This is a genomic window from Nitrosomonas nitrosa, assembly GCF_003051105.1.
GTDB lineage: Bacteria > Pseudomonadota > Gammaproteobacteria > Burkholderiales > Nitrosomonadaceae > Nitrosomonas > Nitrosomonas nitrosa.
This window is the reverse complement of record NZ_QAOO01000023.1, coordinates 1-26,639: the sequence shown is the minus strand read 5'-3', so window position 1 is coordinate 26,639 and position 26,639 is coordinate 1. Positions and strand designations below refer to the sequence as shown.

14 protein-coding genes and 1 pseudogene are annotated in these 26,639 nt (G+C 45.6%); 11 read left to right on the top strand and 4 right to left on the bottom strand.

Going from position 1 to position 26,639, the window contains the following annotated elements:
- Nucleotides 1-60: 60 nt before the first annotated feature.
- A complete protein-coding gene (locus tag C8R30_RS12060; RefSeq protein WP_107790212.1) occupies nt 61-1,746 on the bottom strand; it encodes a glutamine--tRNA ligase/YqeY domain fusion protein in 1,686 nt (561 codons plus the stop codon).
- 174 nt (nt 1,747-1,920) lie between these two features.
- Between C8R30_RS12060 and lysS the strand changes: the two genes are divergently transcribed.
- From lysS to C8R30_RS12045, 3 genes are read left to right on the top strand one after another with little or no spacing between them, the layout of a single operon-like run.
- Entirely contained in the window at nt 1,921-3,429 is a 1,509-nt protein-coding gene (gene lysS / locus C8R30_RS12055; protein WP_107790211.1) for a lysine--tRNA ligase, read from the top strand.
- Between the two features lie 44 nt (nt 3,430-3,473).
- The gene (locus C8R30_RS12050; protein WP_107790210.1) at nt 3,474-4,937 is read left to right on the top strand and encodes a TrkH family potassium uptake protein; all 1,464 of its coding nucleotides are present in this window, start codon (nt 3,474-3,476) and stop codon (nt 4,935-4,937) included.
- Nucleotides 4,937-5,596 (top strand): potassium channel family protein, encoded by a 660-nt coding sequence (locus tag C8R30_RS12045; protein WP_107783522.1) that lies wholly within the window; start codon nt 4,937-4,939, stop codon nt 5,594-5,596. Before C8R30_RS12050 ends, C8R30_RS12045 begins: the two co-directional genes overlap by 1 nt.
- A 37-nt stretch (nt 5,597-5,633) precedes the next feature.
- Here the strand turns inward: C8R30_RS12045 and C8R30_RS12040 are convergent, their stop codons facing one another.
- Nucleotides 5,634-7,820: a copper-transporting P-type ATPase gene (locus tag C8R30_RS12040; RefSeq protein ID WP_276527289.1), complete on the bottom strand. Its 2,187-nt coding sequence runs from the start codon at nt 7,818-7,820 to the stop codon at nt 5,634-5,636.
- Nucleotides 7,821-8,180: 360 nt separating this feature from the next.
- Between C8R30_RS12040 and C8R30_RS12035 the strand changes: the two genes are divergently transcribed.
- The 7 genes from C8R30_RS12035 (at nt 8,181) to C8R30_RS12005 (ending at nt 22,744) form a co-directional block, all read left to right on the top strand.
- Entirely contained in the window at nt 8,181-8,387 is a 207-nt protein-coding gene (locus C8R30_RS12035) for a hypothetical protein (RefSeq protein ID WP_107790209.1), read from the top strand.
- Complete coding sequence (locus tag C8R30_RS12030; RefSeq protein ID WP_107790208.1) at nt 8,371-9,309, top strand: DUF4007 family protein; 939 nt, start codon at nt 8,371-8,373, stop codon at nt 9,307-9,309. The genes C8R30_RS12035 and C8R30_RS12030 overlap by 17 nt, the downstream gene beginning before the upstream one ends.
- Complete coding sequence (locus tag C8R30_RS12025; RefSeq protein WP_107790207.1) at nt 9,306-12,800, top strand: hypothetical protein; 3,495 nt, start codon at nt 9,306-9,308, stop codon at nt 12,798-12,800. Before C8R30_RS12030 ends, C8R30_RS12025 begins: the two co-directional genes overlap by 4 nt.
- Complete coding sequence (locus tag C8R30_RS12020; RefSeq protein WP_107790206.1) at nt 12,797-13,588, top strand: phosphoadenosine phosphosulfate reductase family protein; 792 nt, start codon at nt 12,797-12,799, stop codon at nt 13,586-13,588. Before C8R30_RS12025 ends, C8R30_RS12020 begins: the two co-directional genes overlap by 4 nt.
- Nucleotides 13,589-13,704: 116 nt before the next feature.
- Nucleotides 13,705-15,477, top strand: a complete 1,773-nt coding sequence (locus tag C8R30_RS12015) for a hypothetical protein (RefSeq protein ID WP_219908865.1) — start codon at nt 13,705-13,707, stop codon at nt 15,475-15,477.
- Entirely contained in the window at nt 15,474-17,006 is a 1,533-nt protein-coding gene (locus C8R30_RS12010) for a hypothetical protein (protein WP_107790204.1), read from the top strand. The genes C8R30_RS12015 and C8R30_RS12010 overlap by 4 nt, the downstream gene beginning before the upstream one ends.
- Nucleotides 17,003-22,744 carry an FtsK/SpoIIIE domain-containing protein gene (locus C8R30_RS12005; protein WP_204800371.1) on the top strand — a complete coding sequence of 1,914 codons (5,742 nt, stop codon included), beginning with the start codon at nt 17,003-17,005 and terminating at the stop codon, nt 22,742-22,744. The genes C8R30_RS12010 and C8R30_RS12005 overlap by 4 nt, the downstream gene beginning before the upstream one ends.
- Nucleotides 22,745-23,119: 375 nt before the next feature.
- Here the strand turns inward: C8R30_RS12005 and C8R30_RS12000 are convergent, their stop codons facing one another.
- Both C8R30_RS12000 and C8R30_RS11995 read right to left on the bottom strand, forming a co-directional pair.
- Complete coding sequence (locus C8R30_RS12000) at nt 23,120-25,660, bottom strand: DNA phosphorothioation-associated putative methyltransferase (protein WP_219908864.1); 2,541 nt, start codon at nt 25,658-25,660, stop codon at nt 23,120-23,122.
- 190 nt (nt 25,661-25,850) lie between these two features.
- A complete protein-coding gene (locus C8R30_RS11995) occupies nt 25,851-26,105 on the bottom strand; it encodes a hypothetical protein (protein ID WP_107790203.1) in 255 nt (84 codons plus the stop codon).
- Nucleotides 26,106-26,197: 92 nt separating this feature from the next.
- Here C8R30_RS11995 and C8R30_RS16445 point away from each other — a divergent pair.
- Nucleotides 26,198-26,314: pseudogene (locus C8R30_RS16445) on the top strand (IS1182-like element ISCARN109 family transposase); the annotation flags it as partial.
- Between the last annotated feature and the right edge of the window lie 325 nt (nt 26,315-26,639).

The following is a 26,639-nucleotide window of genomic DNA, read 5'->3' as shown; positions in this document are numbered from 1 at the left end:
TCGCAAATTAGTATGAATTACCTGATTGATTGAGCCTAACCACCAACTGCCGAGTATCATCTATGCGCCCTTCGTTATTTTTCCCCACGTGTCACGCAAAGTCACTGCCCGATTGAATACCGGTTTCCCGGGCTGAGTTTCAACGCGATCCGCCACGAAATAGCCGTGGCGCTCAAACTGAAAACGTTGTTCGGCTTCTGCTTCAAGAAGAGAAGGCTCCACGTGAGCGGTTGTCATTTGCTTGGAATGGGGGTTCAAATAGGCCTTGAAGTCTTTATCGCCAGTATCCGGATAGGGATGATTGAAGAGGCGGTCGTAGATTCTCACTTCTACCGATTGCGCATGTTTGGTGGATAGCCAGTGTATATTTCCCTTGACCTTGCGGGTATCGGCACCGGCTGTCCCGCTTTTGGTTTCGGGATCGTAAGTGCAGTGAATTTCTTCAATTTCACCTTGGTCATTCTTGACAACCGAAACACATTTTATGATGTAGGCGTAGCGTAAGCGCACTTCTGCCCCGGGCGACAGCCGGAAATAACCTTTACTAGGGACTTCCATGAAATCGTCCCGCTCGATATAAACGGTTTTGGTAAGCGGCAGTACGCGTTTACCCCACTCTGGTTTTTGGGGGTGATTGGGCGCATAGCATTCTTCTTCCAAATCTTCCGGAAAATTGTCAATGACCAGCTTGAGTGGTTTTAATACCGCGATACGCCGTAATGCGTGCTCGTTGAGATCTTCTCTCAGGCAATCTTCTAAAATCGTCATGTCGATCCACGAATCTGCTTTGCTGATGCCAATGCGTTCGGCAAACAAGCGAATCGACTCAGGCGTAAATCCGCGGCGACGCACACCTGCCAAAGTATTCATGCGGGGGTCGTCCCATCCGTCGACAAAACGACCTTCAACGAGCTCGATCAATTTGCGTTTGCTCATCACGCAGAAGGTGAGGTTCAAACGGGCAAACTCGATTTGCTGGGGATGGCACGGTACTTGGCCTTCCAGTTGATTCAGCACCCAATCATACAAGGGACGATGGTCTTCGAACTCCAGTGTGCAGAGCGAGTGTGTAATGCACTCCAACGCATCCGAAATACAATGCGTGTAATCGTACATCGGATAGATACACCACTTGTCGCCTGTGCGCTGGTGATGGATACGGCGAATACGGTATATGACCGGATCACGCATATTGATGTTGGGTGAAGTCATGTCGATCTTGGCGCGTAGAACATGGGCGCCATCGGGAAATTCTCCGGCACGCATACGCCGGAACAAATCGAGATTTTCTTCGACGGTGCGATCACGGTAGGGGCTATTTTTGCCGGGTTGATTGAGCGTGCCACGGAATTCCCGAATTTCCTCCGCGGATAGGCTATCGACGTACGCTTTGCCCTTTTTAATCAGATATTCGGCAAACTCATACAGTTTCTCGAAGTAATCCGATGCATAGTAAATGTGCGATCCCCAATCAAAACCCAGCCACCTGACTGAGTCACAGATAGCGTCTACGTATTCTTGCGCTTCTTTCTCCGGATTGGTATCGTCGAAACGGAGATGGCAGGTTCCGCCATAATCCCGAGCCAATCCAAAATTGAGGCAAATGCTTTTGGCGTGGCCGATATGCAGGTAGCCATTCGGTTCTGGCGGGAAACGTGTTTCGACGCGTCCGCCCCATTTGCCGGTGCGGTTATCCTCGTCGATGATGTTGCGAATGAAATGGGTAGAAGTGGGTAGTGTGCTCACAAATTTATCTTTCTAAATGGTTTGGGAATGCAATCGTCAAAAGAACTATAATACACGCCATATTATAAAGGGCGTTTGCCCAGGGAAGACGAGAATTAAATCCGTGAAGAAAATGCACGTGCGCTACTACAGCGTAGAACCAATCTGAATACAATATTAATAAAGCCAATTTTTATGACTCAAGAGACTTCACCCGCCATTTCCCAAGACGAGAACCACATCATTGCCGAGCGGCGCGGCAAGCTGACTGAAATGCGCCAGAGCGGCAATGCTTTCCCAAATGATTTCCGCCGTGATAGCCTCGCTGCTGAATTACATCAACGCTATAACGCGTACAGCAAAGAAGCCTTGGAGCAAGCGGAGATCATTGTCAAGGTTGCAGGGCGCATGATGTTCAAGCGCGTCATGGGCAAGGCAAGCTTTGCCGCATTGCAAGACATGAGCGGGCGAATCCAGCTCTATGTTTCCAATGATCACACGGGTCAGGCAGCGCACGAAGCTTTCAAGCATTACGATTTAGGCGATATTATGGGTGCCGAGGGCGTATTGTTCAAAACCAAGACAGATGAATTGTCTGTGCGCGTTACCCATTTGCGATTGCTGACGAAATCTCTGCGGCCCCTGCCTGAGAAATTCCACGGATTGGCCGATCAAGAGCAAAAATACCGGCAGCGTTATCTCGACCTGATGACCAATGAAGAAGCCCGTAGGGTGTTTACTGTCCGCTCCAAGGTGATTCAGGCCATTCGCGAGTTTTTTGTCGCGCGGCAGTATCTCGAAGTAGAAACACCTATGATGCATGTCATTCCAGGGGGAGCAGCAGCCAGACCTTTTACCACGCACCATAACGCACTGGACATGGCGCTTTATTTGCGCATTGCGCCGGAGCTCTATCTGAAGCGGCTCGTCGTGGGCGGGATGGAGAAGGTTTTCGAGATCAACCGGAATTTTAGAAATGAAGGCATCTCGACCCGGCATAACCCTGAATTCACTATGCTGGAATTCTACGAAGCCTATCAAGACTATCGCTATCTGATGGATTTGACGGAGTCGATGCTGCGCGAAGTCGCGACAACAGTGCTCGGTACCAGCAAAATGACCTATCAGGAACGGGAAATCGATTTGTCGCAGCCCTTTGCGCGTTTGACCATCACGCAGGCTATCCAAAAGCATCACCCCGAATATACGACCGAGCAGCTCAGTGATCGCAATTTTCTTATCAATAAACTGCAAACGCTCGGCATTGCCTATAACGCGCACGATGGTGTTGGGGGATTACAACTTTCCTTGTTCGACGATACTACCGAGCATCTTTTATTTGAACCGACATTCATCATCGATTATCCGGCAGAGGTGTCTCCTTTGGCGCGCCGCAATGACCACAACCCGGACATCACCGATCGTTTCGAGCTTTATATTGCGGGGCGTGAAATTGCCAACGGTTTTTCGGAATTGAACGATCCGGAAGATCAGGCCGCGCGTTTTCTCGAGCAAGCCAAGGCCAAAGAAGCGGGGGACGCCGAAGCCATGCATTACGATGCCGACTACATTCGTGCGCTGGAATATGGTTTGCCACCGACTGCAGGAGAAGGAATCGGCATCGATCGGTTGATTATGCTGCTGACGGACAGTCCCAGTATTCGAGATGTTATTTTGTTTCCACAATTGCGCAGGGAAGATTGAGCAGCGGCTTCCATCATAATCAAGCCGATATGATGGATTAGCCCATGCTTCTCGATCGTAAGCTTGCGCCCCTGCAAAGAACGGCAAGAATCGAGGTCGTAGCAAAATTCACCGGCCAGTTACTGGGGGTATTGGGTTGGTTGATACTGATCCCGACTTTGGTTTCTCTTTATTTTCACGACTTTGAGATTACCCTCCGTTATCTGATCGTTGAGCTGATTCTGTTTGCTTGTGGATTTGTTTTTTCCCGTCTGGATACGCCAACGGATATTCAGATCAATGAAGGCTTGGTGATTACCAGTCTGATTTTTATCCTCACCCCGCTCATGATGACCATTCCATTTACCGGGGAAGGATTGGGTTTTGTGGACGCGTTATTTGAAGCGATTTCAGCCGTGACCACCACGGGGCTGACTACTGTTTCAGCGCTCGAGTCGATGTCTGCAACCTTTATTTTTTCCCGCGCTTATTTGCAGTGGATTGGCGGGCTGGGGATCGTTGTGCTGACGGTCGCTCTGCTGCTACGACCGGGCATGGCTGCCAAACGCTTGATTCATCTGGATGAAAGCGAAGATTTGGTGAGTTCCACGCAGGCCTATGCGCAAACTATTTTAAAAATCTATCTTATCCTGACCGCATGCATAACAGCACTGATATGGGCGACGCAAGGCAATTTCTTTGTCGCGATCACGCATGCGTTTGCTGCCGTTTCTACCGGCGGGTTTTCCGGCTATAACGATAGCTTGGCTGGCTTTAACAATACGGTTGGCATGGTTGCCGTCATGGTAGGCTGTGTATTTGGCGCGCTACCGCTTCTTCTCTACCAGCATGTGCGGCGGCTTGATTGGCGGAGCTTTATGGCCGACCCCCAGCTTCGCGCCTTGCTGATATTGGTTTCAATCGCCAGCTTTGTGCTGGGTATGCTGTTTACTTTGCAGCTCAACATGCCATGGTCTGAAGCGTTGCTGCATGCCCCATTGCTGGCCATTTCTGCGCAAAGCACAGCTGGTTTTGCTAGCTTGCCCCTGGCTGAATTGGGGGGAGGTGTGTTGCTGATATTGATACTTTTGATGTTTACTGGTGGCTCGCTGGGTTCGACGGCAGGCGGAATTAAATTGTTGCGTATGCTCATCTTTTTAAGCTTAATGAAGCTAAGCATGCAGCGCATTGCCGTGGTGCAGCATGCGGTCATCGAATCAAAATTGGGTAAAGAGCCCCTCGGAGAGGACGAAATCATCCGAGCATTGTTACTCATTCTGCTGTTTATCGCGGTCATTTTTTTATCTTGGCTCGCATTTGTGATCGCAGGGTATGATCCATTGGGCGCCTTGTTCGAAGTGGTATCCGCAGTAGGCACGGTTGGTTTGTCGAGTGGCATCACAGATTCCGATTTACCCGCTTTTCTCAAAGCGGTACTTTGTGTGGATATGCTGCTTGGGCGGCTTGAGATTATTGCGCTTTTGGTATTACTCTACCCTGCAACCTGGATCAAATTAAGGAGCGTCTGATGAAACTGGCCTTTATAGGTGCAAGCGCGACAGCTGTGGCCACAGCCCGGCAACTGGCGCAGCGAGGACACGATGTCATCGTTATAGACAAAGACAAGGATCGCATCGACAGTCTTACCGATCAGCTTGATTGCGGCTTCGTATTGGGAGATGGCACGCGGCCGGATATTTTGCGCGAAATAGACGCCTCGACCACACACGCTATTTTTTGCATGACATCGAATGATCAGGCGAATATTCTGGCAAGCTTAGTAGCGCGTTCACTTGGCTGCCCTAGAGTCATCACGAAAATCGAGGACCCCGAGTTCGAACATATTGCCATTGAGTTAGGGCTGGAAAATATTATCGTGCCCGCGCGCACCATTGGCCGTTTTCTGGCGGACATGGTAGAAGGTCAAGATATCCTCGAGTTGTCGTCCATTATAAAAGGCGAGGCCAGGGTATTTTCCTTCGTCGTGAATGAAAACCAGGCAGGGCCGGTTTCCGCTTTGGAACTGCCAGACGATACCCGTTTAATGTGTATTTATCGAGGCGGCAATTTCATTCTCCCCGATGAAGACATGAAAGTAAAAAATGACGACGAAGTCGTGCTGATTACCCATAGCAAACAAATTCCGGGTTTGCGCGAACGGTTTATCGATGCCGTCAAGATAAAGTAGCCAATATGACCACCTGCAAGTCGTCTCTATTGGCGACCTACTTCAGCGCCGTGAGCCGTAATCTCAGGGCATTGCCGATGACGCTGACCGACGAGAGCGACATGGCTGCAGCAGCAAAAATCGGGGAAAGCAGGATGCCGTAAAACGGGTAGAGTGCCCCTGCAGCCACGGGTACGCCCGCCGCATTGTAGACGAATGCGAAAAACAGGTTTTGCCGGATATTGCGCATCGTTGCCACAGACAACTTGCGGGCACGAACGATACCTGTCAGATCACCCTTGAGCAGGGTGATTCCTGCGCTTTCCATCGCTACATCCGTGCCAGTCCCCATGGCGATACCCACATCCGCTGCTGCTAATGCCGGTGCATCGTTGGTGCCGTCACCGGCCATGGCGACGACGCGGCCTGCTTCGCGCAGTTTTTTAACGATTTTGCCTTTGTCTTCTGGAAGTATCTCCGCTTCGACCTCCGTGATCGAGAGTTTTTTGGCAACGGCCTCGGCAGTTCGTTGATTGTCACCGGTCAACATTACGATATGAATACCCTGCCGCTGCAACGCTTCGATGGCTTGGGGTGTCGTTGCCTTGATCGGGTCGGCGATAGCCAACAGTCCGGCAGGCCTATTGTCCACCGCAATGAATATGACGGTTGCTCCTTCGCTGCGCAGTGTATCGGCTTTATCCATGAGCGATGAAACATCGATGGATCGTTCATCCATTAGCATGGTGTTGCCCAACGCGACAGGCTGTCCTGCTATTTTTCCGATCACCCCTTTACCCGTCGGTGAGTCAAAATCTTCAGCCGGTGAGAGCGCGAGCGCCTTCTCTTTCGCTGCTGTGACGATGGCATGGGCCAGCGGGTGCTCGCTCCCCAGTTCCAGCGAGGCGGCGAGCGTCAGCAGTGCCTCTTCGGTATATCCTTCCACTGCGACAATCTGGGTGACAGTCGGCTTGCCTTCGGTGAGCGTGCCGGTCTTGTCGATAACCAAGGTATCAACTTTCTCCATGTGCTCCAGCGCTTCGGCATTTTTGATGAGCACGCCAGCTTGAGCCCCTTTGCCGACCCCCACCATGATCGACATGGGTGTGGCCAGACCCAAGGCACAGGGGCAGGCGATGATCAGAACGCTGACCGCAGCAACCAGCGCGTAGCTGAGAGGAGGTTCCGGTCCAATGAGGGCCCAGACAATGAAAGCCAGCAAGGCTACAAGTATCACCGTGGGTACGAACCAAGCGGAAACGATATCCGCCAGCCTTTGAATCGGTGCACGGCTGCGTTGCGCTTCGGCCACCATATGCACGATTTGCGAAAGCATGGTGTCCTTGCCGACACGCTCGGCTTTCATCACGAAGCTGCCGGTTTGGTTCATGGTGCCGCCAATCACCTTGCTGTCGGGTTCTTTTTTAACAGGCATCGATTCACCTGTGACCATCGATTCGTCCACTGCGCTGCGGCCCTCGGTCACGACTCCATCGAGGGGAATTTTTTCACCTGGCCGAACGCGCAATAGATCTCCCACATGAATGTTCTCCAGCGGAACATCTTCTTCACCCTGTTCGCTGATCCGGCGTGCTGTTTTTGGCGCGAGCTCGAGCAAGGCACGGATTGCGCCCCCCGTCTGTTCGCGCGCTTTGAGTTCGAGCACCTGCCCCAATAGAACGAGCACCGTAATGACCGCGGCGGCCTCGAAATAGACGGCTACCGTGCCGTCCGCATGCTGCAAAGCGGCGGGAAAGATACCTGGCGCAAGTGCAGCCACCATACTGTATAGCCATGCTACCCCTGTGCCCATGGCAATCAGAGTAAACATATTCAGCCTGCGTGTTTTCAACGAAAGCCAGCCCCGCTCGAAAAAGGGTTTTCCCGCCCAAAGCACCACGGGTGTGGCCAAAACCAGTTGTATCCAATTGGATAGGGTGTGACTGAGATAGCGGCTCAGATCGATGAAATGAGCGCCCATCTCCAATACGAAAACGGGCAGCGTCAAAACCAACCCGACCCAAAACCGCTTACGCATATCAGTCAGCTCAGGATTCTCTTCCTCCTCGACTGTTGCGGTTTCGGGTTCCAGCGCCATCCCGCAAATGGGGCAGTTCCCGGGCCCATTCTGCCGGACTTCGGGATGCATGGGGCAGGTGTAGATTCTATCGCTGTCCGCTGAGGGTACGGATGATGCTTCATGTTCATTGAGTTTGTGCTCATGATGACCGTCGTGCTTAGCCATATAACCTCCTTGGTAGTGAGCTTTCTGCATGTGCATCCGAGCTCGAAGCGGTTTTAGAACGTAGCCTGCCCATAAAGAATATCCTGGCTGGCTCATAAAGTAATCACGCCACAATAGGTATCACTGGCAGCTCTCTCTATTAAAGATGCATTACCCACAAAAATCAACCTGAAGATGGCTGAGGAGTCTGTGTTGGCGAATGAGATTTGTTGCCGTGCTGGAAGATCTATTCAGTCTTAAATGATAAAAAACAGAGAAATTTTTCTGTGGTTAGTTATCGAAAAAAATAAACCTTTACGATACTTAAATATTCGCGCATCATTTGTAATGTTACATAAGTTATATTACATAGAGGATTAGATGAGTATCGGAGCAAGTGGTCGCGTGGTAATCGAGATGGATCCAACACTGAAGAAAGCTTTATATTCTGCTTTAAGACAGAACGGGCTTACCTTAAAAGACTGGTTTGTTCAATCCGCTGAAAATTACCTAACGAATACGACTCAACTGGCACTAAATTTTGAAGAACGCCAAGCGAGGGAAACTGAAGATGAAACCACTAAATAAAGTATCCGTGTCTTTTGGTCGACACGAAACCTTTGCTCTCCGATTTGGTTGGTTAACAAAAGGGTTTCATGAATGGAATCGAAATAAGAATGTATTTGAGAGTGATGATGCGACAGTTATTCTGGGCGTGGGCAAGAATATGGTTCATGCTATACGTTATTGGCTGATAGCAAGCCAAATTTTAGAGGTTGATGAAAATTCTCTAAAACCCTCAGAAGTAGGGGAGCTAATATTTAATAAAAAAAATGGTTATGATCCTTATTTAGAAGACGATGCGACCATCTGGCTGGTACACTGGTTAATTGCTTCAAATGCAAGTAACGCAACTTCCTTTTTTTGGTTTTTTAATCATTTTCATAAACCCGAATTTACACAGAAAGAGTTGTGCGATGCGTTACATGAATTTGTAAGCGAACAATTAGGTGCTAGAACTTCGACTAATACGTTAAAAAGTGACATTGCTTTGTTATTACGGATGTATGAGCCTACGATTGACTATAGAACAACTCCAATTGAAGAAGGCCTGGACTCTCCGCTCTCAATGCTTGGATTGATTAATGAAATCAGTGATACGAAATATCATGAATCCAAGCTAGAAAATCGTTGGAATCTTCCAATTGCACCTTTTAGTTATTCAGTCCTGGAGATTTTTGGAGCTACTCAAATATCCAGTCTGCGCGTTGAGCAGCTAATGATGAGTGATGGTATTCATGCAGCGCCTGGAGCCGTATTTAGGTTAAATGACGAAGGGTTGATAGCTAAATTAGAAGAGATGATTGCATGGTTGCCTGGCTATTTCGAACTAAGAGAAACAGCGGGAATACATCAGCTTTATAAACTTAAAGATATACAATTTGTGGATGTATTAGCTAAATACTATAACGAAAATCGTAACTCTCGACTGGGGGAGGTTGTTGCATGAAACTTGCAGATTTTATAAAAATTAATACCAATTACATGCGGTCGATCAATCTTGAACGGGACTCTGATAGCAACAATGTTCATCCTTATATTCCAACAAGTCGTGCTATTCAAACGCTAGCGCGTATTGCTGAGACAATTAATAAAAACGAAACTCCTCGTTCTTGGGCATTAATCGGACCTTACGGCTCTGGTAAATCTGCTTTTGGATTATTTCTTGATCAGTTATTAAGTGAACCTGGTACAGCGAGCTCAAAACACGCAAGAGAAGTGTTAAGGAATGCAGATTTAAATCTAGCTCAGAAATTTGATAAAACTCTTAATAATACCCGAGGCTATTGCTGCATAAATTTAACTGGCAGCCCTGAGTCGTTAGGGAAAAGACTCATAAAAGCAACGCTCGCAGGTGCTCGAATTTTTCTTGGCAGTAGACGCGGTCCAGTACCTAATGTGGTTAAAGGATTAGAAGCCTTATTACAATCTGAATTTATTACAACCTCAGACATTATCGAACACATTGCTGAGCTTCAACGATCTGTTCATCGCGCAGGTGGAGCAGGTATTCTTATTATCATTGATGAGCTAGGTAAATTCCTAGAATTTAATGCTAGACATTACAATACTAGCGACATCTTTTTGCTACAAGCTATTGCAGAATCTGCACACAAACCAAATCCAATCCCATTGCATTTTATAGTTTTGTTACACCAGGCTTTTGACCAGCATTTTAAAGGGCTGGGTGAACAGCTTAAGAATGAGTGGAAAAAAGTACAAGGTAGATTTGAAAGTGTTGCATTTCTAGAATCAACAGAACAGATCCTGCGTATTCTTTCTGCAACACTCACCCCAAATTTTATGGATGAGGTGAATGCTGATAAAACTGCAGAATGTAATCGCATTGTGACTTCATTAGTAGAAGCAAATGCGCTACCTGCTGGAATGAATGCAACCATTGCGAATGATTTATTTAGCAAATGCTATCCTTTACATCCGTTGACTGCTTTACTATTACCTACTTTATGCCAGAAAGTAGCACAAAATGAACGTACTTTATTTACTTATTTAGGTAGTCAAGAACCTCATGGATTTAATGAGGCCCTAAGTAACCTTGAAATCATTCAGAACAGAGAGCTCCCTTGGATTATGCCTTGGGATATTTATGAGTATTTCATTCTAAATCAACCTGGATTGACTACGGATCACGCGACTCACCGTCGTTGGGCGGAAGTAGTGACTGCGCTAGAACGTCTAGGAGATGCAACTACTCAGGAGATTCAATTACTTAAAACAATCGGTCTCTTCAATATTGTAGGGGCACAAGGTGGCTTAAAGGCCTCAAAGGAAATCATTTCTCTATGTGGAAAAGGTGATGAACATGCTTTTAAGCATGCGCTTGAGTCATTGCAAAAAAAATCTATTATCACTTATCGAAAATACAGTGGAGAGTATCGCGTCTGGCAAGGCAGCGACTTCGATCTTGAAGCCTCTGTGCAAGAACAAAAGAACCAAATGGCTAACATTCAGCTTGCAGAATTACTCAACGATAGAAAGCCATTACAGCCAGTGGTCGCAAGGCGGTACAGTATTGAAACCGGAACCTTGCGATACTTTAAGCCCATATTTATTGATAGATTAAATTTAGGGCAGCTAAAACTGACTAGCGAGCCCATTATGTATCTTTGCCTGTCAGAAACAGGAGAAGATAAAGTAATTTTCCAACAGCATCTGAGCAACCTTGGACATTCGCTCGTAGTTGGGGCCATCATTGATTCGGCCACCACAATGCGGGAATTATTACTTGAGGTAATTGCGCTACAAAAAATACAACGAAGTAGTCCCGAACTAGCATCTGATCCAATTGCACAACGTGAGCTTAAAGATCGGCTGAGTGCTGCGATTAGAAATGAACGGCAAGCAATTTCAAGGGTTCTGGAAGAGCCTAATCGCTCTGCTTGGTACTGGAATGCAAAATACCACCAACTCGATAATAAGCGTGAATTACAAGAATTGTTATCCTCGATTTTAAAAAGTAATTATACAAAAACACCTTATCTTCATAATGAGTTAATTAATCGTGAGAAACCTTCTGCAAGTGCAATGGCAGGTCGAAAAAAATTGCTACTAGCTATGCTGGAAAACGAAGGTGCTGAAGATCTTGGGATTGAAAAATTTCCACCAGAAAAAGCTATCTATCGTTCTATTTTGCGATCAACAGGTCTTCATACTCAAACAGATCAAGGCTGGCGGTTCGTAGCACCTAGATCGAACGATGCAGCCGAGGGAGACGTACAACTGCTTTGGCAGGTGATTGAGGATTTTCTGAATCGGACAGAACAAGTTCCATTGACAGTTGCACAATTTTATGACGAACTCATGAACCCACCTTATGGTATTAAGGCTGGCGTGCTTCCAGTATTTTTTCTTGCGGCTTGCTTGATTTATAAAGACGAAATTGCAATCTATGAGAATGGTTATTATTCACCATTCCTCACGCAAGAATTGTTAGAAAAAATCCTAAAATCACCTGAGTTGTTCTCCATTCAGCGCTTTAGAATTGATCATCTAAGAAATCAACTTTTCAAGAAATACGCTCAAGCTATTACGCTTGATGAACCTGAAACAGTCAACATGATGGCGGTAGTCAAGCCATTATCTCGATTTATGGTTAATTTACCAGACTATACTAAACGTACTAAACGTGTCTCAGAAAAAGCACAGAAAGTAAGAGAACACTTCTTCTCAGCAAAATCCCCGACGAAACTGCTATTTCAAGATTTACCGATTGCTTGTGGCTTTGAGCCAATTAATTCGGGCACAACAGCCGAATTTCTTGATGAATTCTCAAAAGAATTAAAAACAGTATTCGCTGAATTTCGTGTTGCTTACCATAAACTGCTAGCAGAGTTTCAGTCTTTACTGAAGCGTACATTTTGTGAAAATGAGAAGACATCGCTTTCAGAACTAAGAGAACGACTTCGCGGCCGTTATGGACTACTTCAAACTTATACGATAGATACACATGGACTAAAAGCCTTTTTGGGGCGCTTAGCTGATCCTTATGGTGATGATGGACATTGGTTAAATAGCTTAGCAACTTTCATCGCTCGCAAGCCCCCTGAAAAATGGATAGATGAAGACATCAATATTGTTGATTACCGGCTTGTTGAGTTTTCAAAACGCTTACGGGATCTGGAGCGGCTTCGCCTTCATTATGAAGATAAGGCAATCTCCTCAAATAATCAGATAGAAGTTGTCATGCTGCGCACAGTGCGACAGGGTGGCAATGATCATGATGTCATTGTTACTCTAGATGAATCTAAGAAAAAAGCTATCAGTGAGAAACTAGCAACTGTTCACCAAATATTGAGAGATTTGCCATCTGAAGAGCTTCGCTTAGCACTTCTGGCTCAACTTTTTGAAGAGCATGTCGTTATTCAGAAAAATATTGAAGCTGAGTCACAAGCTATAACTGAAAAAGGGAGGAATTCATGAGCGACAAACGAATACGTCATGTACTCGGTCTTTCAGGCGGTAAGGATAGTTCAGCGCTGGCAATTTTTATGCGAGATAAAGTACCAGATATGGAATATTTTTTTACCGATACCGGTGCTGAGCTTCCTGAAACCTATGAATACCTGGATAAATTGGAAGCCTATCTAGGCAAACCCATTGCCCGAATCAACGCGACGCGTACTTTTGATCACCTTCTTAAAACTCAGTATAACAACTTTCTTCCTTCACCCAATACCCGGTGGTGCACACGCGAACTTAAGATTAGACCATTTGAAGAGTTTGTAGGGAATGATGAAGTGATTAGTTACGTGGGAATTCGGGCTGATGAAGATCGAGAAGGGTATATTAGTACTAAGCCCAACATTAAAGCGGTATTCCCTTTTAAAGAGGAAGGCCTTGTCTATGCCGATATTATGCGTATTTTGAATGACTCAGGTCTTGGCATTCCCGCTTATTATGAATGGCGTAGTCGATCTGGCTGTTATTTTTGCTTTTTTCAACGTAAATCCGAATGGGTTGGCCTTAAGGAGCGTCATCCTGAGTTATTTAAAGAAGCTAAAAAATATGAAAAATTTGATCCTGAGACAGGTACGCGTTATACCTGGTCTCAGGGTGAAAGCTTAGACGAACTAGAAGCTCGATCCGAAGCCATTAAGCAGAGTGCAAAACAAAAGATGAAATCAATTTCTTCAAAAAGTTGGCAGGACAAGCTCGCTGCAGTAGCTGAAGAAGAAACTGATGAATCTTGTTTGATTTGTTCCTTGTAATCTTTGCAAACAAATTTAGTTTATTTCTCAAATAGATATAATTCGATAGTATGTCTCATACTAACAATTTAATTTCTTTCTTACGACATTACGGGCCAATCCCCGCAGGGGACAACATGTACGACGAGCTAATCCAGTCCGAGATCGAACGGCATGGGATTGACCCTGCAATTCATATTACTCCTGCCAGATTACAGAAGGTCCAGGAGAATTTTGAGTCATCTGAACCTCGCAACGTGATCCTGACGGGGACGGCTGGCGATGGTAAAACATACCACTGTCGACGAATCTGGACGGACCTCGGTGGCGATCCTGAGCAATGGAAAGTGGGCAAGAAGATTGTCTCGCTTACACTTCCTGCTTCCGGAAAAATGCTTACGATTGTTAAAGATTTGAGCGAATTGACAGTAAGCGAGAAAAACAACTTATTCGCCAATCTGGCCATTGCTGTGGTTGGCGGAAGCGCAAACAATGTTTATCTTGTGGCGGCCAATGACGGTCAACTTCTCGCAAGCTGGCGTGATTGGTCGGATTCCCAAGGGAAAGAAGAGCATAAGGTTTTCAAAATTGTAGAGGATATGCTGGTTGATGAACGAACAAGTGACGATGCTCTTAATTTGAATCTTTTCAATCTTAGCCGTCTCGATGCATCTGAGCATTTTCAGGAACTCGTCGAACAACTTGTCGAACATCCTCAATGGTCACAATGCGAAGGCTGTGACTTGCTCAATAAAGATGGATCAACGATTTGCCCAATTCGTATAAATCGGGAACGACTCCGCAATGGAAGTAACGGGTCGGTATTTCGAAAGCGTCTCGGGGAATTGATGAAACTTGCGCGCGCCAACCACATGCACATACCTATCCGAGACCTTCTTCTTCTTGGCGTGAACATACTTTTGGGCGACCGGCAGGAGAGACAAATTTTGTTGACTTGTCGAACAGCGAAGAATCGGGCAGAAAAACAAGATTATCGACTGACAAACCCATACGCAAACGTGTTCGGAGCAAACTTGCCTGAACGTCAGCGGCAACAATATCAGGTTTTCAATACACTTGAAGCTTTCGGCATCGGTCGCGAAACAGATAATAAATTTGATAATTTACTTATTTACGGGATATACGATGGTTCGAAACTCTACAAAGAATTAGTGTCGATGGACACTCATTACGGAGCATCGGCCTATGAGGCGTATCTACGTGATTATCTTGAAGGGGAAAGGGAAAGTATAGACGAGTTTATGAGCGCTCTGTCCCGGCAAAGGCAGCGTCTTTTCTTCTCATTACCGACGGAAAGTGCATTGGATCCCTGGCGACTAACCGTTTATCAAGCATCAGGCAGGTTTTTAACATTTGTAGACGGATTAGCAAATAGAAGTGATGTGTCACGCGTGACCGAACTTTTGGTTCGAGGGCTCAACAGAACGTTTTGCGGCATGATGATTGATGATGGTGCGAAGCTATACCTTGCCTCCTCTGGCGGTGATGGACGTGGTCGGATAGCATCTCTTCTCAATTATGACCTGCCGACAACTAGACATCGAAGAGACCCCTACCTCAACTTTGCAATAGGATCGGACGGCGCGACGCCATGTTTGCAAATTATTGATCCTGCGAGCCAAGGCGATGGCATCGTCGACAGTCTCACTCTTCAGCTCACTCACTTTGAGTATCTTGTGCGCGTGGCAAGTGGTAGCCTGCCAGCTAGCTTCTCGCGTCAGTGTAATGAGGATTTCCTCGATTTCAAATTGCGGCTCATTAAAAGGCTTGATGACCTTGACCTGATCGGTGAAGAGTCTTCTGGTGATGAAATCAGTTTACAAGCGCTAACAGTGGATGAGCGTGGGCGAGCGCATACCGACAACATTCGTATCAGGTTAAGCTCATGAATAAACGTCTCGAGGCTCCTGCCAAATACAGAAATGATGTTAATGTTTGGGTTGATGAGGCTATTTGGGGACACCGCCTATACAACGACCAGACGCCATGGCTTGTATTTCTAGAATTTCTTGCAATCTTTCAGTCAAGATATGCCGAGGGCAAAGCGCTGCATGAGGGTGAACGCGACGGAGCGCATGAATCATTTACCTACTATATTCCACGTCTAATTCCACTACGGCAGCTGGTTTTCAATAATCCGCATATTCGTTATGTTGAGGATAACCATCAATCTGACCAGGAACGGTGGCGTACCTGGTTAAAGGCATTTTCTTCTGACGAAGACTTAGGGTATCTGCAAGAGCGCTTTGGCTCGTTTGCAAGGCTTGGCCGTGTGGTGGAATTCTTCCAGACGTCTGCAATTGAACCACATCGTCAGCGCCGATGGAGTTCCCGTTTTCTATTTCCATACGGCCCAAATTGTCTCTATGCAGATTTGCCCGCAAATATAAATGGGAGCCCAGACCGACGCTTCTTCGCACGAAGCGGTGAATTGCTCTACCTCATGCTTAATCGCAGTGGCAAGGGCGTAGAAATAGCGAAGATGATTTCAGAGAAGCTGCTACGGCAAGACGAAACATGGAATCGTGTGGTTTGTGCATTGTTGCCGAAGGGTTACCGAGTAGATTCAAATCCAGTTTCAAGCACAATTGGCTATCTTCCTTTTGCCGAGCGTCCTGAATATGAAGAACTTGCGGAAACATGGACTCAGCTTCTCGACTTAGATCTAACTGGCGAGGTCCTGCTCGACCCATTGATGCGTCTTTCAGCTTTGCATATGCTGCTTTATATACTGCGACGTGCCAATGAGGAGGTTGGTGACTCAAGCGAACCCAAATTTGTATTGGAAATTGCTTCACCACGAAGAACAACGTTGTTCGAGCTATCGAAGGAAAATTTCGGAGCAAATCGAATGTTATCAACGCGCGCGGTTCGCGCGTATATAGAATCTGCCAAAGAAGACGAGCGGTGGCGTGCCGCGCTGCAAGCAAGGGCGCCATCCGAGGCTGTGAGGGAATACCTTGAAGAACGCTACGAATGGCAACCGGATGATGGCCCGCCTTCCGGTGATCCCGAGACAATATTTGAGACCCTCAGAGGCTACGCAGAGAAGCGCCACCAACAACACGTTGCAAAAGTACATATGGAATGGGCGAGGCAAATTGGGTTGGCGGTATCACGCCGAGGTGCAGGAACATGGTACTCGCCTGACGATTCGCTGCTCAAAGCGCTTGTCATGTGTACTGTTGACGAAGGTCGCGAAGAGTATCACCGGTTCCTTGCAAAGCTGTATGACCGTTTCCGACTGGTTATTGGCGCTAGCGAGGCAGAACGTGCCTTTGGGGCTCTTCCAACGGATCAGAACGCTTTTATGCAGAATACACAACGCTTGGAGCAGCGCTTAAGGACTTTGGGGCTGCTGCGCCGTCTTTCTGATGATTGTGCCTACGTCGAAAATCCGTTCAGGAGCAATGCATGACAAGAAATGAACTCATTGCGGCGGTGGCGCTAGACTTTATCAAGAGACATCTAAATCAGGAACCCGAAGGCTCTTTACGCTTTTGTATGCTTGGGTTAGAGGCATCTCTTGTGTGCTCAATTGCGAAGGCAGTCTTGGCGGATTCAGATGCTGGGGCTATCGTTTCAGTCAAAGTCTCCTCCTTATTTGATCCAGAAAGCACTCTGCCCTCGGATGCAAGAAGCGACCAATCCATTACACACTGGCGTCACTGTCGCTTGGTAGACGGCACACGTGCGGTACTCTTTGCTGCATCGCAAGAAGAGCTACAACGTAATGACAAGAGTGTTGAAAAGATCACAAAGATTGAAACCGACACCTTGAGAACATGCTATAACTTTTGGATTGATAAGGTTGGATTGACATCAACCTACCTTGATGAAAATAAGCAAGATCATCTACTCACCGCTCTACAATCTGCGAACTTTACACATGCAGCACGAACTATTGAGACCTTTGCAGATTTTGTGCTAGCCATCTCGGACGGAATTATTCTAAAAGGGCTTCCTTTACAAAAGGCCATAGACAATGCTCTTCCGAGCCTCAGGCTTCCTCGCTATTCAGGGTATTTTGATCGCATACCCGAGAAAAAGCGTCGAGTACTCGGTGAATGGAACAAGATATTCAAGAGCCTCCAAAGTAAAGTTAGACCGCTTCTTGTTCGAGAAACAGAAAGAGGTGAACCTATTCCCCGTGACCAACTTCTGGCAAATTTCGAAGATATCTCAGGTCGGCTGACCGATTCAGAAAACCAGGCTATACAGAGCTTTCTTGATGCTGATTTGCGTATTGATAATTGGTCTGATGCCCAAAAAGGGTTAGTGGACCTGGATTGGAGGTCAATCTCTGACCTGTTCGAAGGCATTATAAGAACAGCTTCCTTGTCTTTGGGAGAACAAACGATCAAGTTCTTTGACGATGAATTTGATGATTTGCTGGAAGATGAAGAGCGTGAACTACTTTCAAGAGATTTTCCTAAGGAGCCATCAGACGATCTCCAGGAATTCTTTGAAACCCACCGTGAACACCTTGCACGCGACAAAAAACTGTCTGGAAAATGGGAGCGTTATATCTATTGTAACCCACAAGCCTATCAAGATTTCCTTGTGGGATTGCTGGAAACTCTGGATAGTTTGCGCCGCCGTGTAAGTGACGAGGAGCTGAAAGAAAATAAACTGGCAATACGTATTCCTAATGCCAGAGAGAAAAGTTTTTGGCGCGGAAAGAACGCAAAAGTTGCGCGATATCTTGCCTTCCGTTACCGAGGACTTCAAACAATCCTAGGCAAAAATGTCGAATTGGATTTTGGAAAGTTGTTGGAGTTTTATTATCCAAAAGTCGAAGATGATCTTGCGAAGAATACGTCTGGTTCAAAAGAGGCTCGGTCTATCAAATTCGAGGCTACTCTAGATCCTGAAGGTGCAAAGACTAAGCTTATATTCCACTGGGAAATGCCGGTCGATGCTATTGCGACAGCCTTGCCTGATGATTTGTTGAATATCGCTAACCAAGATAAAGAGTACGCCTTATTACCGACAGCAGATATCGCAAGGCAGTCTGTCAGTGCCAAGGGTAGTATTCAGCGCATAGCGCTCAATGATGTTAATACCATCCGGGACGTCACCAATACAAATGATGGAAGGCTGGTTGCCCCTAACAAAGATAGCGGAGACAGAAGTACACCGTTCTTGTCTGCACTCGATGAAATGTCTATCGTATTGGGAGCACACAGCACAAAAAGCATACGTGAAGCGTTTGAGCGATTCCTAAATTTGTACACAAAGGCTATACGAGATTGGGTCACGCCAGAAGGCTCCGGAATTGCATCAGATGCTCTTATAGAGCAAGCTATAGCCTACGGTGAACTTCTTGACGCTCTTCTAGAACATGCAAATAACGATCTCTCACGAGAAAGACTTTGGCAGGAGATTTTGCGTTTTGGTGTCGCAAATGTTGGCGCTGGTACTCCTGCTGCAATTGTTACGCCGTGGCATCCGATGCGACTCGCTGAAATAAGTATTAAGGCACACCAATCTGCGAAGCTGATCAATGATGTTCTCAATGCTAAAGAAGATGATATTTTCCGTGCTGACTTGCTGTTTGGCCAGGTACAGACTGAACTCATTTCGAATTATTATCCAGAAATCTGTATTGGTTTTGATCAAGATCAACCGATACTCCTTGCAGCAGCTGACACAGTATATGATTACACTCTTGCAGAGCCGCCGCTGCGTGGAGCACGCCCGAATGGGGATGAGGCGCTTGACATTGAGCCAGGTATAGCAGCCAAAGCCTTTGGAAATGTCGGAGAACAGTATCTTAAGCTCCTCCCTCACGAACGCAGTAATTTCTCAATAGTGCTTTATAACGCTGAGTCTAAAGCTTTACCGAGTGCTCTAGCTTCCGAGCTATCAAGCAAAGTCGAGCAAGAAAATGATCTGCAATGTGATCTATTGTTAACACATTCGGAACCCAAGCGTATTAGGCGGATTTATGAACAACAAAATGTTACCGTTAACGAGGAATCCGGATCGGTCATGGCCAGCGAAGCCGCAAGGAACTTCCTCTCTAGGCTGCGCGTTGGCTTTCTCGACGCCGCTAATATCCCTGATAATGATACTGACCGGGCTGCTGACCTTGTGGCGCTTCAGGATGTAGTTGCACGGAATGCAAAGCTGGTCTGGAAACGGGCACCTGGTGAAAGACATCCTGAATTGCTTGATCATGTTCCGGCGCGCTGGTCTAGACGCCGCCCCATAGGTTTGGCTGATACAGCAACAGCAGTCTATCTAGCTTGCCCTGTTCAGCCTCATGTGGGCCAGTGCCACCTCAACCTCGTACAGGGTTTCCTCGAAGGTGGCAATGCTATGCCGAACAATGTCATCCCTGCGCGTGAAGTCAATTTCCGCGATGGCGATATTGCGGATGTATTTCGTCAGACACACAAGATCGGTGAATGGGTTGTTAACTTCGATCAATTGGTTGACCGTCGTCTCTTGAGCAACAATGGAGTTCGTGTTATCCGTCATATTCATGACCGTCATGTAGATCGCAATATTGTTGTATCGACAACATCTAAGCCCAGACTCCTTCGTGTACTTCTAAAGGAGCGATTGGAACAGCTTGATCCAGCAATTATCGATGGAAATGAAACCGTTATTGATAGACTCATCGAGCAGGCCAATGCGCTGTCCGGTCAAGTCGTGATGCGTGCAGCGCGTTACGGCCACTATGCGAATGAATTACTAGGCATTGTATTATCCATGGAACAAATCCGCACAGGACTTGGAGATACAAATTTACCGCTTGGTTGGTTTTTTCTGGATGATTTTGCCACTTGGTTCGGCCAGCGGGAAGAGCAGATGGCCGATATCATGGCGATTGCTCCTCGTATTGTGAATGGTATGCCCGTTCTAAAGGTTGCAATTTCTGAGGCCAAATTTGTAAGCTCGCGTGGTTATAGAACTCAGGCAAAGAAATCTGCAAAACAGCTTGAAGAAACTGTTGCTCGTCTTGGCCGTGCGATTGATCCAAAACACAAACGAATAGACCGTGAAATCTGGCTACATCGATTAGGGGATTTCATGATAGAAGGCATGGAGCCGTTTGATCCGGATTTAATGAACGGTTGGGACCTACACAAATGGTCTGATGAAGTCAGGCAAGATAAAGTTCCAATTCAGCTAGCTGGATTCTCACATATCTTCATTCATGACAATGAAGAATACGTAGATGCTGGAGATGCGATACCTTTAAAAGGAATGCCTCATTGTGCACAGCAAGTCTTTGACAAGAAAAGTGTTTCCAGGTTTTTCTGGTCTTTCGCTCAGCAGAATTCAATTTCTGCTATGCAGGCAGTGCCTGAAGGCGAAGTGTGGGCTGAAGCGCTTGTTTCTAAAGGGACAGCCTTTGAAAACTTGCAAACTGATACCCGGCTTAGTAGCAACCATATGTCACAAGGGACAGTTTCAGTACCCATATCGAACGACAAGATCGATAGATTAAAACCACTCGAAGAACCAAAACAAACTGATTTCTTAACAGCAGGAGAAAAGACAGAATCTCAAATGGAATCAGTGACTGAAGATACTAAAGATGCTATCCCAAATAAATTGTTAAAAATGTGGCCATCAAGCCAACTCACGGATTGGGTGAAACAAATCTTTGACAAATCTAGTGTTGTCCGGTCTTTTCGGTCTTCTGCTAAGCACAAACTAGTTTCAACCAAGCAGGCAGTGTCTGAAGACGAAGAGTGGACCGACACACTTGTTTCTAAGGAATCAGCATCTGACAACGCGCAAGCTAATACCCAGCCTAGTAGCAACCAAATGCCGCAAGCAATGGATTCATTACCTGTATCGAACGACCAGGTCGATAGCCAAGAATCACCCGAAGAAACAAAATATATTAATTCACTAACAGCAGAAGAAGAAAATGTATCATCTCAACCAGAACCTGAGATGGGAAATAACGAAGATGCTATACCAAATGAGTTGCTAAAAATGTGGCCATCACGCCAACTCGCAGAATGGGTGAGTTCAGGCACTGTCTCAGATGAAGAAGATGAAGATACCAAAGCCTGGCTAGATACAACGGTCAAATCATTGCAGAGAGCATTGCGCGGTTATGAAATGACCGCAGAACTCATCGGAGCACGATTAACACCCAATGCGGCACTCGTGCGCTTTCGGGGGTCGGACGATTTGACTGTGATAAAGGTCGAAAAGAAGCGACAGGAGTTGCTGACGTCCCATGCTGTTGATGTCATCAATATTTTGGCCGCCCCGATGGAAATTATCATCATGGTAAAACGACCACATCGGGCAATATTGCATTTGCGGGACCTTTGGCAACGACGCGATCTTCCTTCAACCGCGCCTGAGTCAAATAACAGTCTGCTGCTTGGCGCAAAAGAATCGAATGGTGAGTTGCTATATCTGAATGTCGGCAATGAGTTTGGAGGGCATCAGTCTCATGGTCCTCACACACTGATTGCTGGGGAAACAGGAAGCGGCAAAGGCGTCTTGGTACAGTCCCTCCTGCTAGATATTTGTGCAACAAATTCTCCGAAAAGAGCACGCATACGTATGATTGATCCTAAGGCAGGGATTGATTTTCCGTGGCTTCGACACATGCCGCACCTCGATGGTGAATTAATTACTGAGCAGGGTCAGGCTATTCATGCTTTAGAAGAATTGGTTACTGAAATGGAGCGAAGGAACCGATTACTGGCTGAGGCAGGTGTTACTAAGCTCGATAACTATAATTGCAAAGTTTCTTCTTCCGAACAGCTTCCACGCATATGGTTGTTTCATGATGAATTGGCAGACTGGATGATGATGAATGAATATCGGGATGCCGTGGATCTGAATGCAAGCCGTTTGGGGGTAAAAGCACGTGCAGCAGGAATTAACCTCGTTTTGATTACGCAACGACCTGACAAAGATGCACTGCCAATGCAACTTCGTGCAAACTTGACGAATCGCCTAGTCTTAAAAGTTGCTGACAAGAAAAATTCGATTCTAGTCCTTGATGAACCAGGTGCTGAGCGGCTCTTGGGAAAGGGGCATTTGGCTGCGCGTCTTTCTGGTGAAGGAAAAGTCATACTGGCACAGGTTCCATTTGCAAGTGAGGAGGAAATTGTAGAGTTAGCGAGCATCATCAGACGGTCGTGGCAGAATCCGCAGATATCTCTCTAATAAATACTTAAATGAGTAAAAAGTTTAATTTACACAGTTTGGTCGTCAATTCATATGTGGTGTATTGAAGATATTTTGACAGAGCCACCAATATTTGCAGATCCAAAACTATTGGAAAGCGCGATGTTCAAGATATTCGTGACACATTGGAGCATTATGAGGCTAGTGGTTTTTTATTAATAGCTCTCCCAAGAATAAGTTCTTCTTTGTTTGACCATTTAGAAAAACTTAGAAATAGTACAAATCAATTAACAGAGTGGTGGGATTCTGGTGACGTGGAGCGAAAACTAAAGCGACATCCAGATATCGCTAGGCGCTACCCTGATATCTTAAACATTAAAATTTAAAAAGTGATGGGGCATGTTGTAATCTTAACTATTTCTTTGATGTGCAGGGGATAATTCTTCCATTGCCTATTAATTTTATCTTTGTAAATTGCCTAGATGGTAAACTAGAAAAACTCACATGAATAGGACGATCATTCCCATAAAAATATATCCTATCAAAATTAATATTCTCACTTATCCATTGAACCACCTCCTCCATATCTTCGTTTTCAACAATAAAATCACAAGCTGCACCTAATCGTTCACAAATAAATTTACCATTGCGTTTCTTTTCATGAGCAGCGTGCTGGTCTAGATGTAGTGCGATACGACCAGGGATATGCTTAGCTAATTCTGGAGTGCAAAATCCATAAGTCAGCTTGATCATCCCGAAATAGTCAATCACCGGGTCTAGGATATTCGTTGCAAGTTCGTATAGGGCTGTATAGGAATCTGCTTCTTTCGGTAAATTGGGTAATCCTGTTCTGGCTTGTGTTTCACCACATTCGATAAAATCACGGTACGTAAAATACTTACCACATGGGTCATCAAGATCAGGAATAGAACGGCTTCGAATTAAACGCATTCCGTCAATTTCCCAGCGGGCAAGATTTAGAGTGTGATCAAATTCTTTTGGGTTGGGACCATAACCCGAGAGATCAAAAATATTCAATAATTCTAGCTGGTTATCGAATGCATTTTGTTCTGTATAACTCTCCATTTCTTCATTCATGAATCGTGATTTCAGGTAAAGATAAGGTGGTTCAAACTCTCCCTGATACTCAAATAGCTGGAATTCTTGGCGATGGAAGAGTATTTTTACTCGAAGAGTCATTCTGGGAAGGGGTTTTCCAAGAAAATCATCAAACTGCATGAGGGTTAGTTTTCCAGAACGAATGTGAATTTTGACTAGACCGGCAGATGTGATATCGCCGTATAAGGCAGCACCACAACCAATATAAACTCGAAGAACTGGTGGAAGACGTTCGACTAGGCCTGAATGGAGCTGTAACGATTCTCCTTCTACGTACCAACCGAGTCCTTCTGAGGTTGCTCTACGACAAGCTGCATCGATTAGTTCGGGGTGTGAAATTTGGAACAGCAGTTCTCTCGCAGCGAGTTGTGCGGTTTCATAATCAGCAAAGAACGCCTTGATATCACGCTGTAGATGCGATTCAAGATGGCGATATGGCTTGCGCTTCTCAAACATTGCAAGGGCAAAGTAGACTAATAGATCGTCTTGTCGCAGCTTGCGCGCAGTCTCCAATATGGCTTCGTCTTTCTGGCTGCGTAAGAAACGAAGTGCCTTTGGCAGGCTACCGAAAGCTTCAAGTATCTGAGGTAAATTTGATACTTCACTTTTATCGGGCTCACGTCCCAACTCCAACCATTGCTGCCAAAGTGTATCAAGTAGTATTTGATTTTCAGCGTAGCGAGCAGAATCTTTTTCAGCTCTTGTTGGTTGAGGGGTACGTCGCGCCTGGCTTGCAGCACGTAACAGATTAGAACGTGAACGGCTTCTATTAACTAGAAAACGTTGCTCAGTATCTTTATCTTTAAAAACAAAAAATATCCCTGGAGCTACTGGTATAGATTCTTCATTCAAATGCTGTTCAATGAAAATCTTAAGTTCATTGGGGGTGTAGTACTTCTGGAAAGTGCCGCGAGATGTCAACATACCATCACGAAAAGGTTTTCCTCTGGCTGAATACTGATTTGCCAACATTACCGATACTACGAGTAGCTCTTTAGCTAACGTATAAGCACCCTGAAGTGCTTCAACTCGCTCATTGATATCTTCAATGACATTAATTACAAATCCAAGATTAACAATATTGGCTGATTGTTTTTGATTATCTGGCGCATAGTATGGATCCCAACCAGATACTTGAATGTTGTTCTCCTGTAAGCCGCGTATATCATCTCCTCGCCCACATCCGTAATCAAATATACTTCGTGAGCTATCGAGAAAGCCAAATTTTGCGAGCATTTGAATCGGCGCAGAAAATCCATAGCGCACCAGTGCTGTTAGATGGCGCTGTATTTCATCAGATGAAGAAATTACAATATTTTCATTAGTTTCTGAGAGGTCATTTCCAAAAGGAACAAATTCATGGTCAATTAGACGATAACCTTTTTCAGTTATAAGTCGTTCCCACTGTTTTCGAAATCCAATCTTGGAGGGATCATCAAAAAGACCTATTGCTTCAGCCGCTTGGGTGAGCGCTTGAAATTTAGGGATCTCTTTATGCTCGGGTGGGAGTAAGAGTTCTTTGCGGTGAAGAATAGGAGGATTGAGTGAATCAGCGTAGGAGCGATTTCGAATAGATTGCTCTCCTGCGAGCTCAACGCGCCAACTTGCAATGAGCTCAGGAAATGGTTGTTCAAAAAAACTCGGATAGTGGAGAAAAGAAATTGAATTCTTGTCTGTAGCAATGCGTACAACGTTGTAATCGACCCCCCGGCTTATCTTTGCGAGACCTTCAGCAAGTGTTATTGTTTCTAAATCAGTTTCATTCAATAAATGAAACATTTCAATATGTAAGTATCGAGACGAATAAACTGTTTTTCCGGTGATTTCTGGAAGCATTCTTCTAGTGTTTATCAGTTAAACGTAAATTATAGACTCGGTGGTTTTTAAATTAATTTGAGAATGGGGATAGGTGTCAAGAAGGTTGGCTCTATTGAATATAGTTATATTTTAATAAATTGAAAACAAAGAAACAAAATTACCGTTTTGTACGACGTAATTTTTATAGCATGCGGGGAATTACGATCTTTCACTGAATGAGTAAAGCGGTCAAAATCGATTTTGTTGCATGATAAGGTGCGCTTTGCTCCATGATGCTGATGTGTGGTGGATGGCTTGCACATTTATCATCGACAATTTCGATATATTGGGTTTTCTGCCTGGGTCTGCAAGTAGGCAGGCAATACTCGGTCATTTCGCCAGCAATAGCAACCTCTTCAGCCGTCGGCAACGAGTGTGGGGGGAGAGTGTGGTTGTGGTCATAACAGCCACTTAATAGATCCAAACAGTTTCATGAGAGCAGGTATAAACAAAATAAACGAATATTCAAAATGTCCGAAACAGAATATTTCAAGTGTAGCTTAAGACTGAGACACTCAAAATGAATTTGGCGGTCGCATGGTGCGTGTGCGTGGACATGCCAAGGTTATGTGTCATTTGATGTTTGGCATTCTTGTGCTGACAGCAAATCAGCTGATGACTTTAGTCATGTGAAAGTGCTTTGACTAATTTTTAGCCATCAATCTTAACGGTTGAGGGGATAGGTATGTCCAAATTTTGAAAGAAATGGTGATATAGCCTCGTAACGACACAAAAGCAAAACGATCACTCAAAAAATTTTGCTTTAATTCAGACAACCTGATCCCGAAACGATCCTTATTATTAAGGGATTCTAAAGAATAGATATAAATCAATCTATTACATGAGTTAGCAGAGGGAGTGGAAAAATTAGCAGCCAAACAGTCTGGATTTTGCGAAGATACGACTTTTTGAGATGGGCTTTACACAGAAATTGTTTTCGAGGGATTCCTGATGCCAC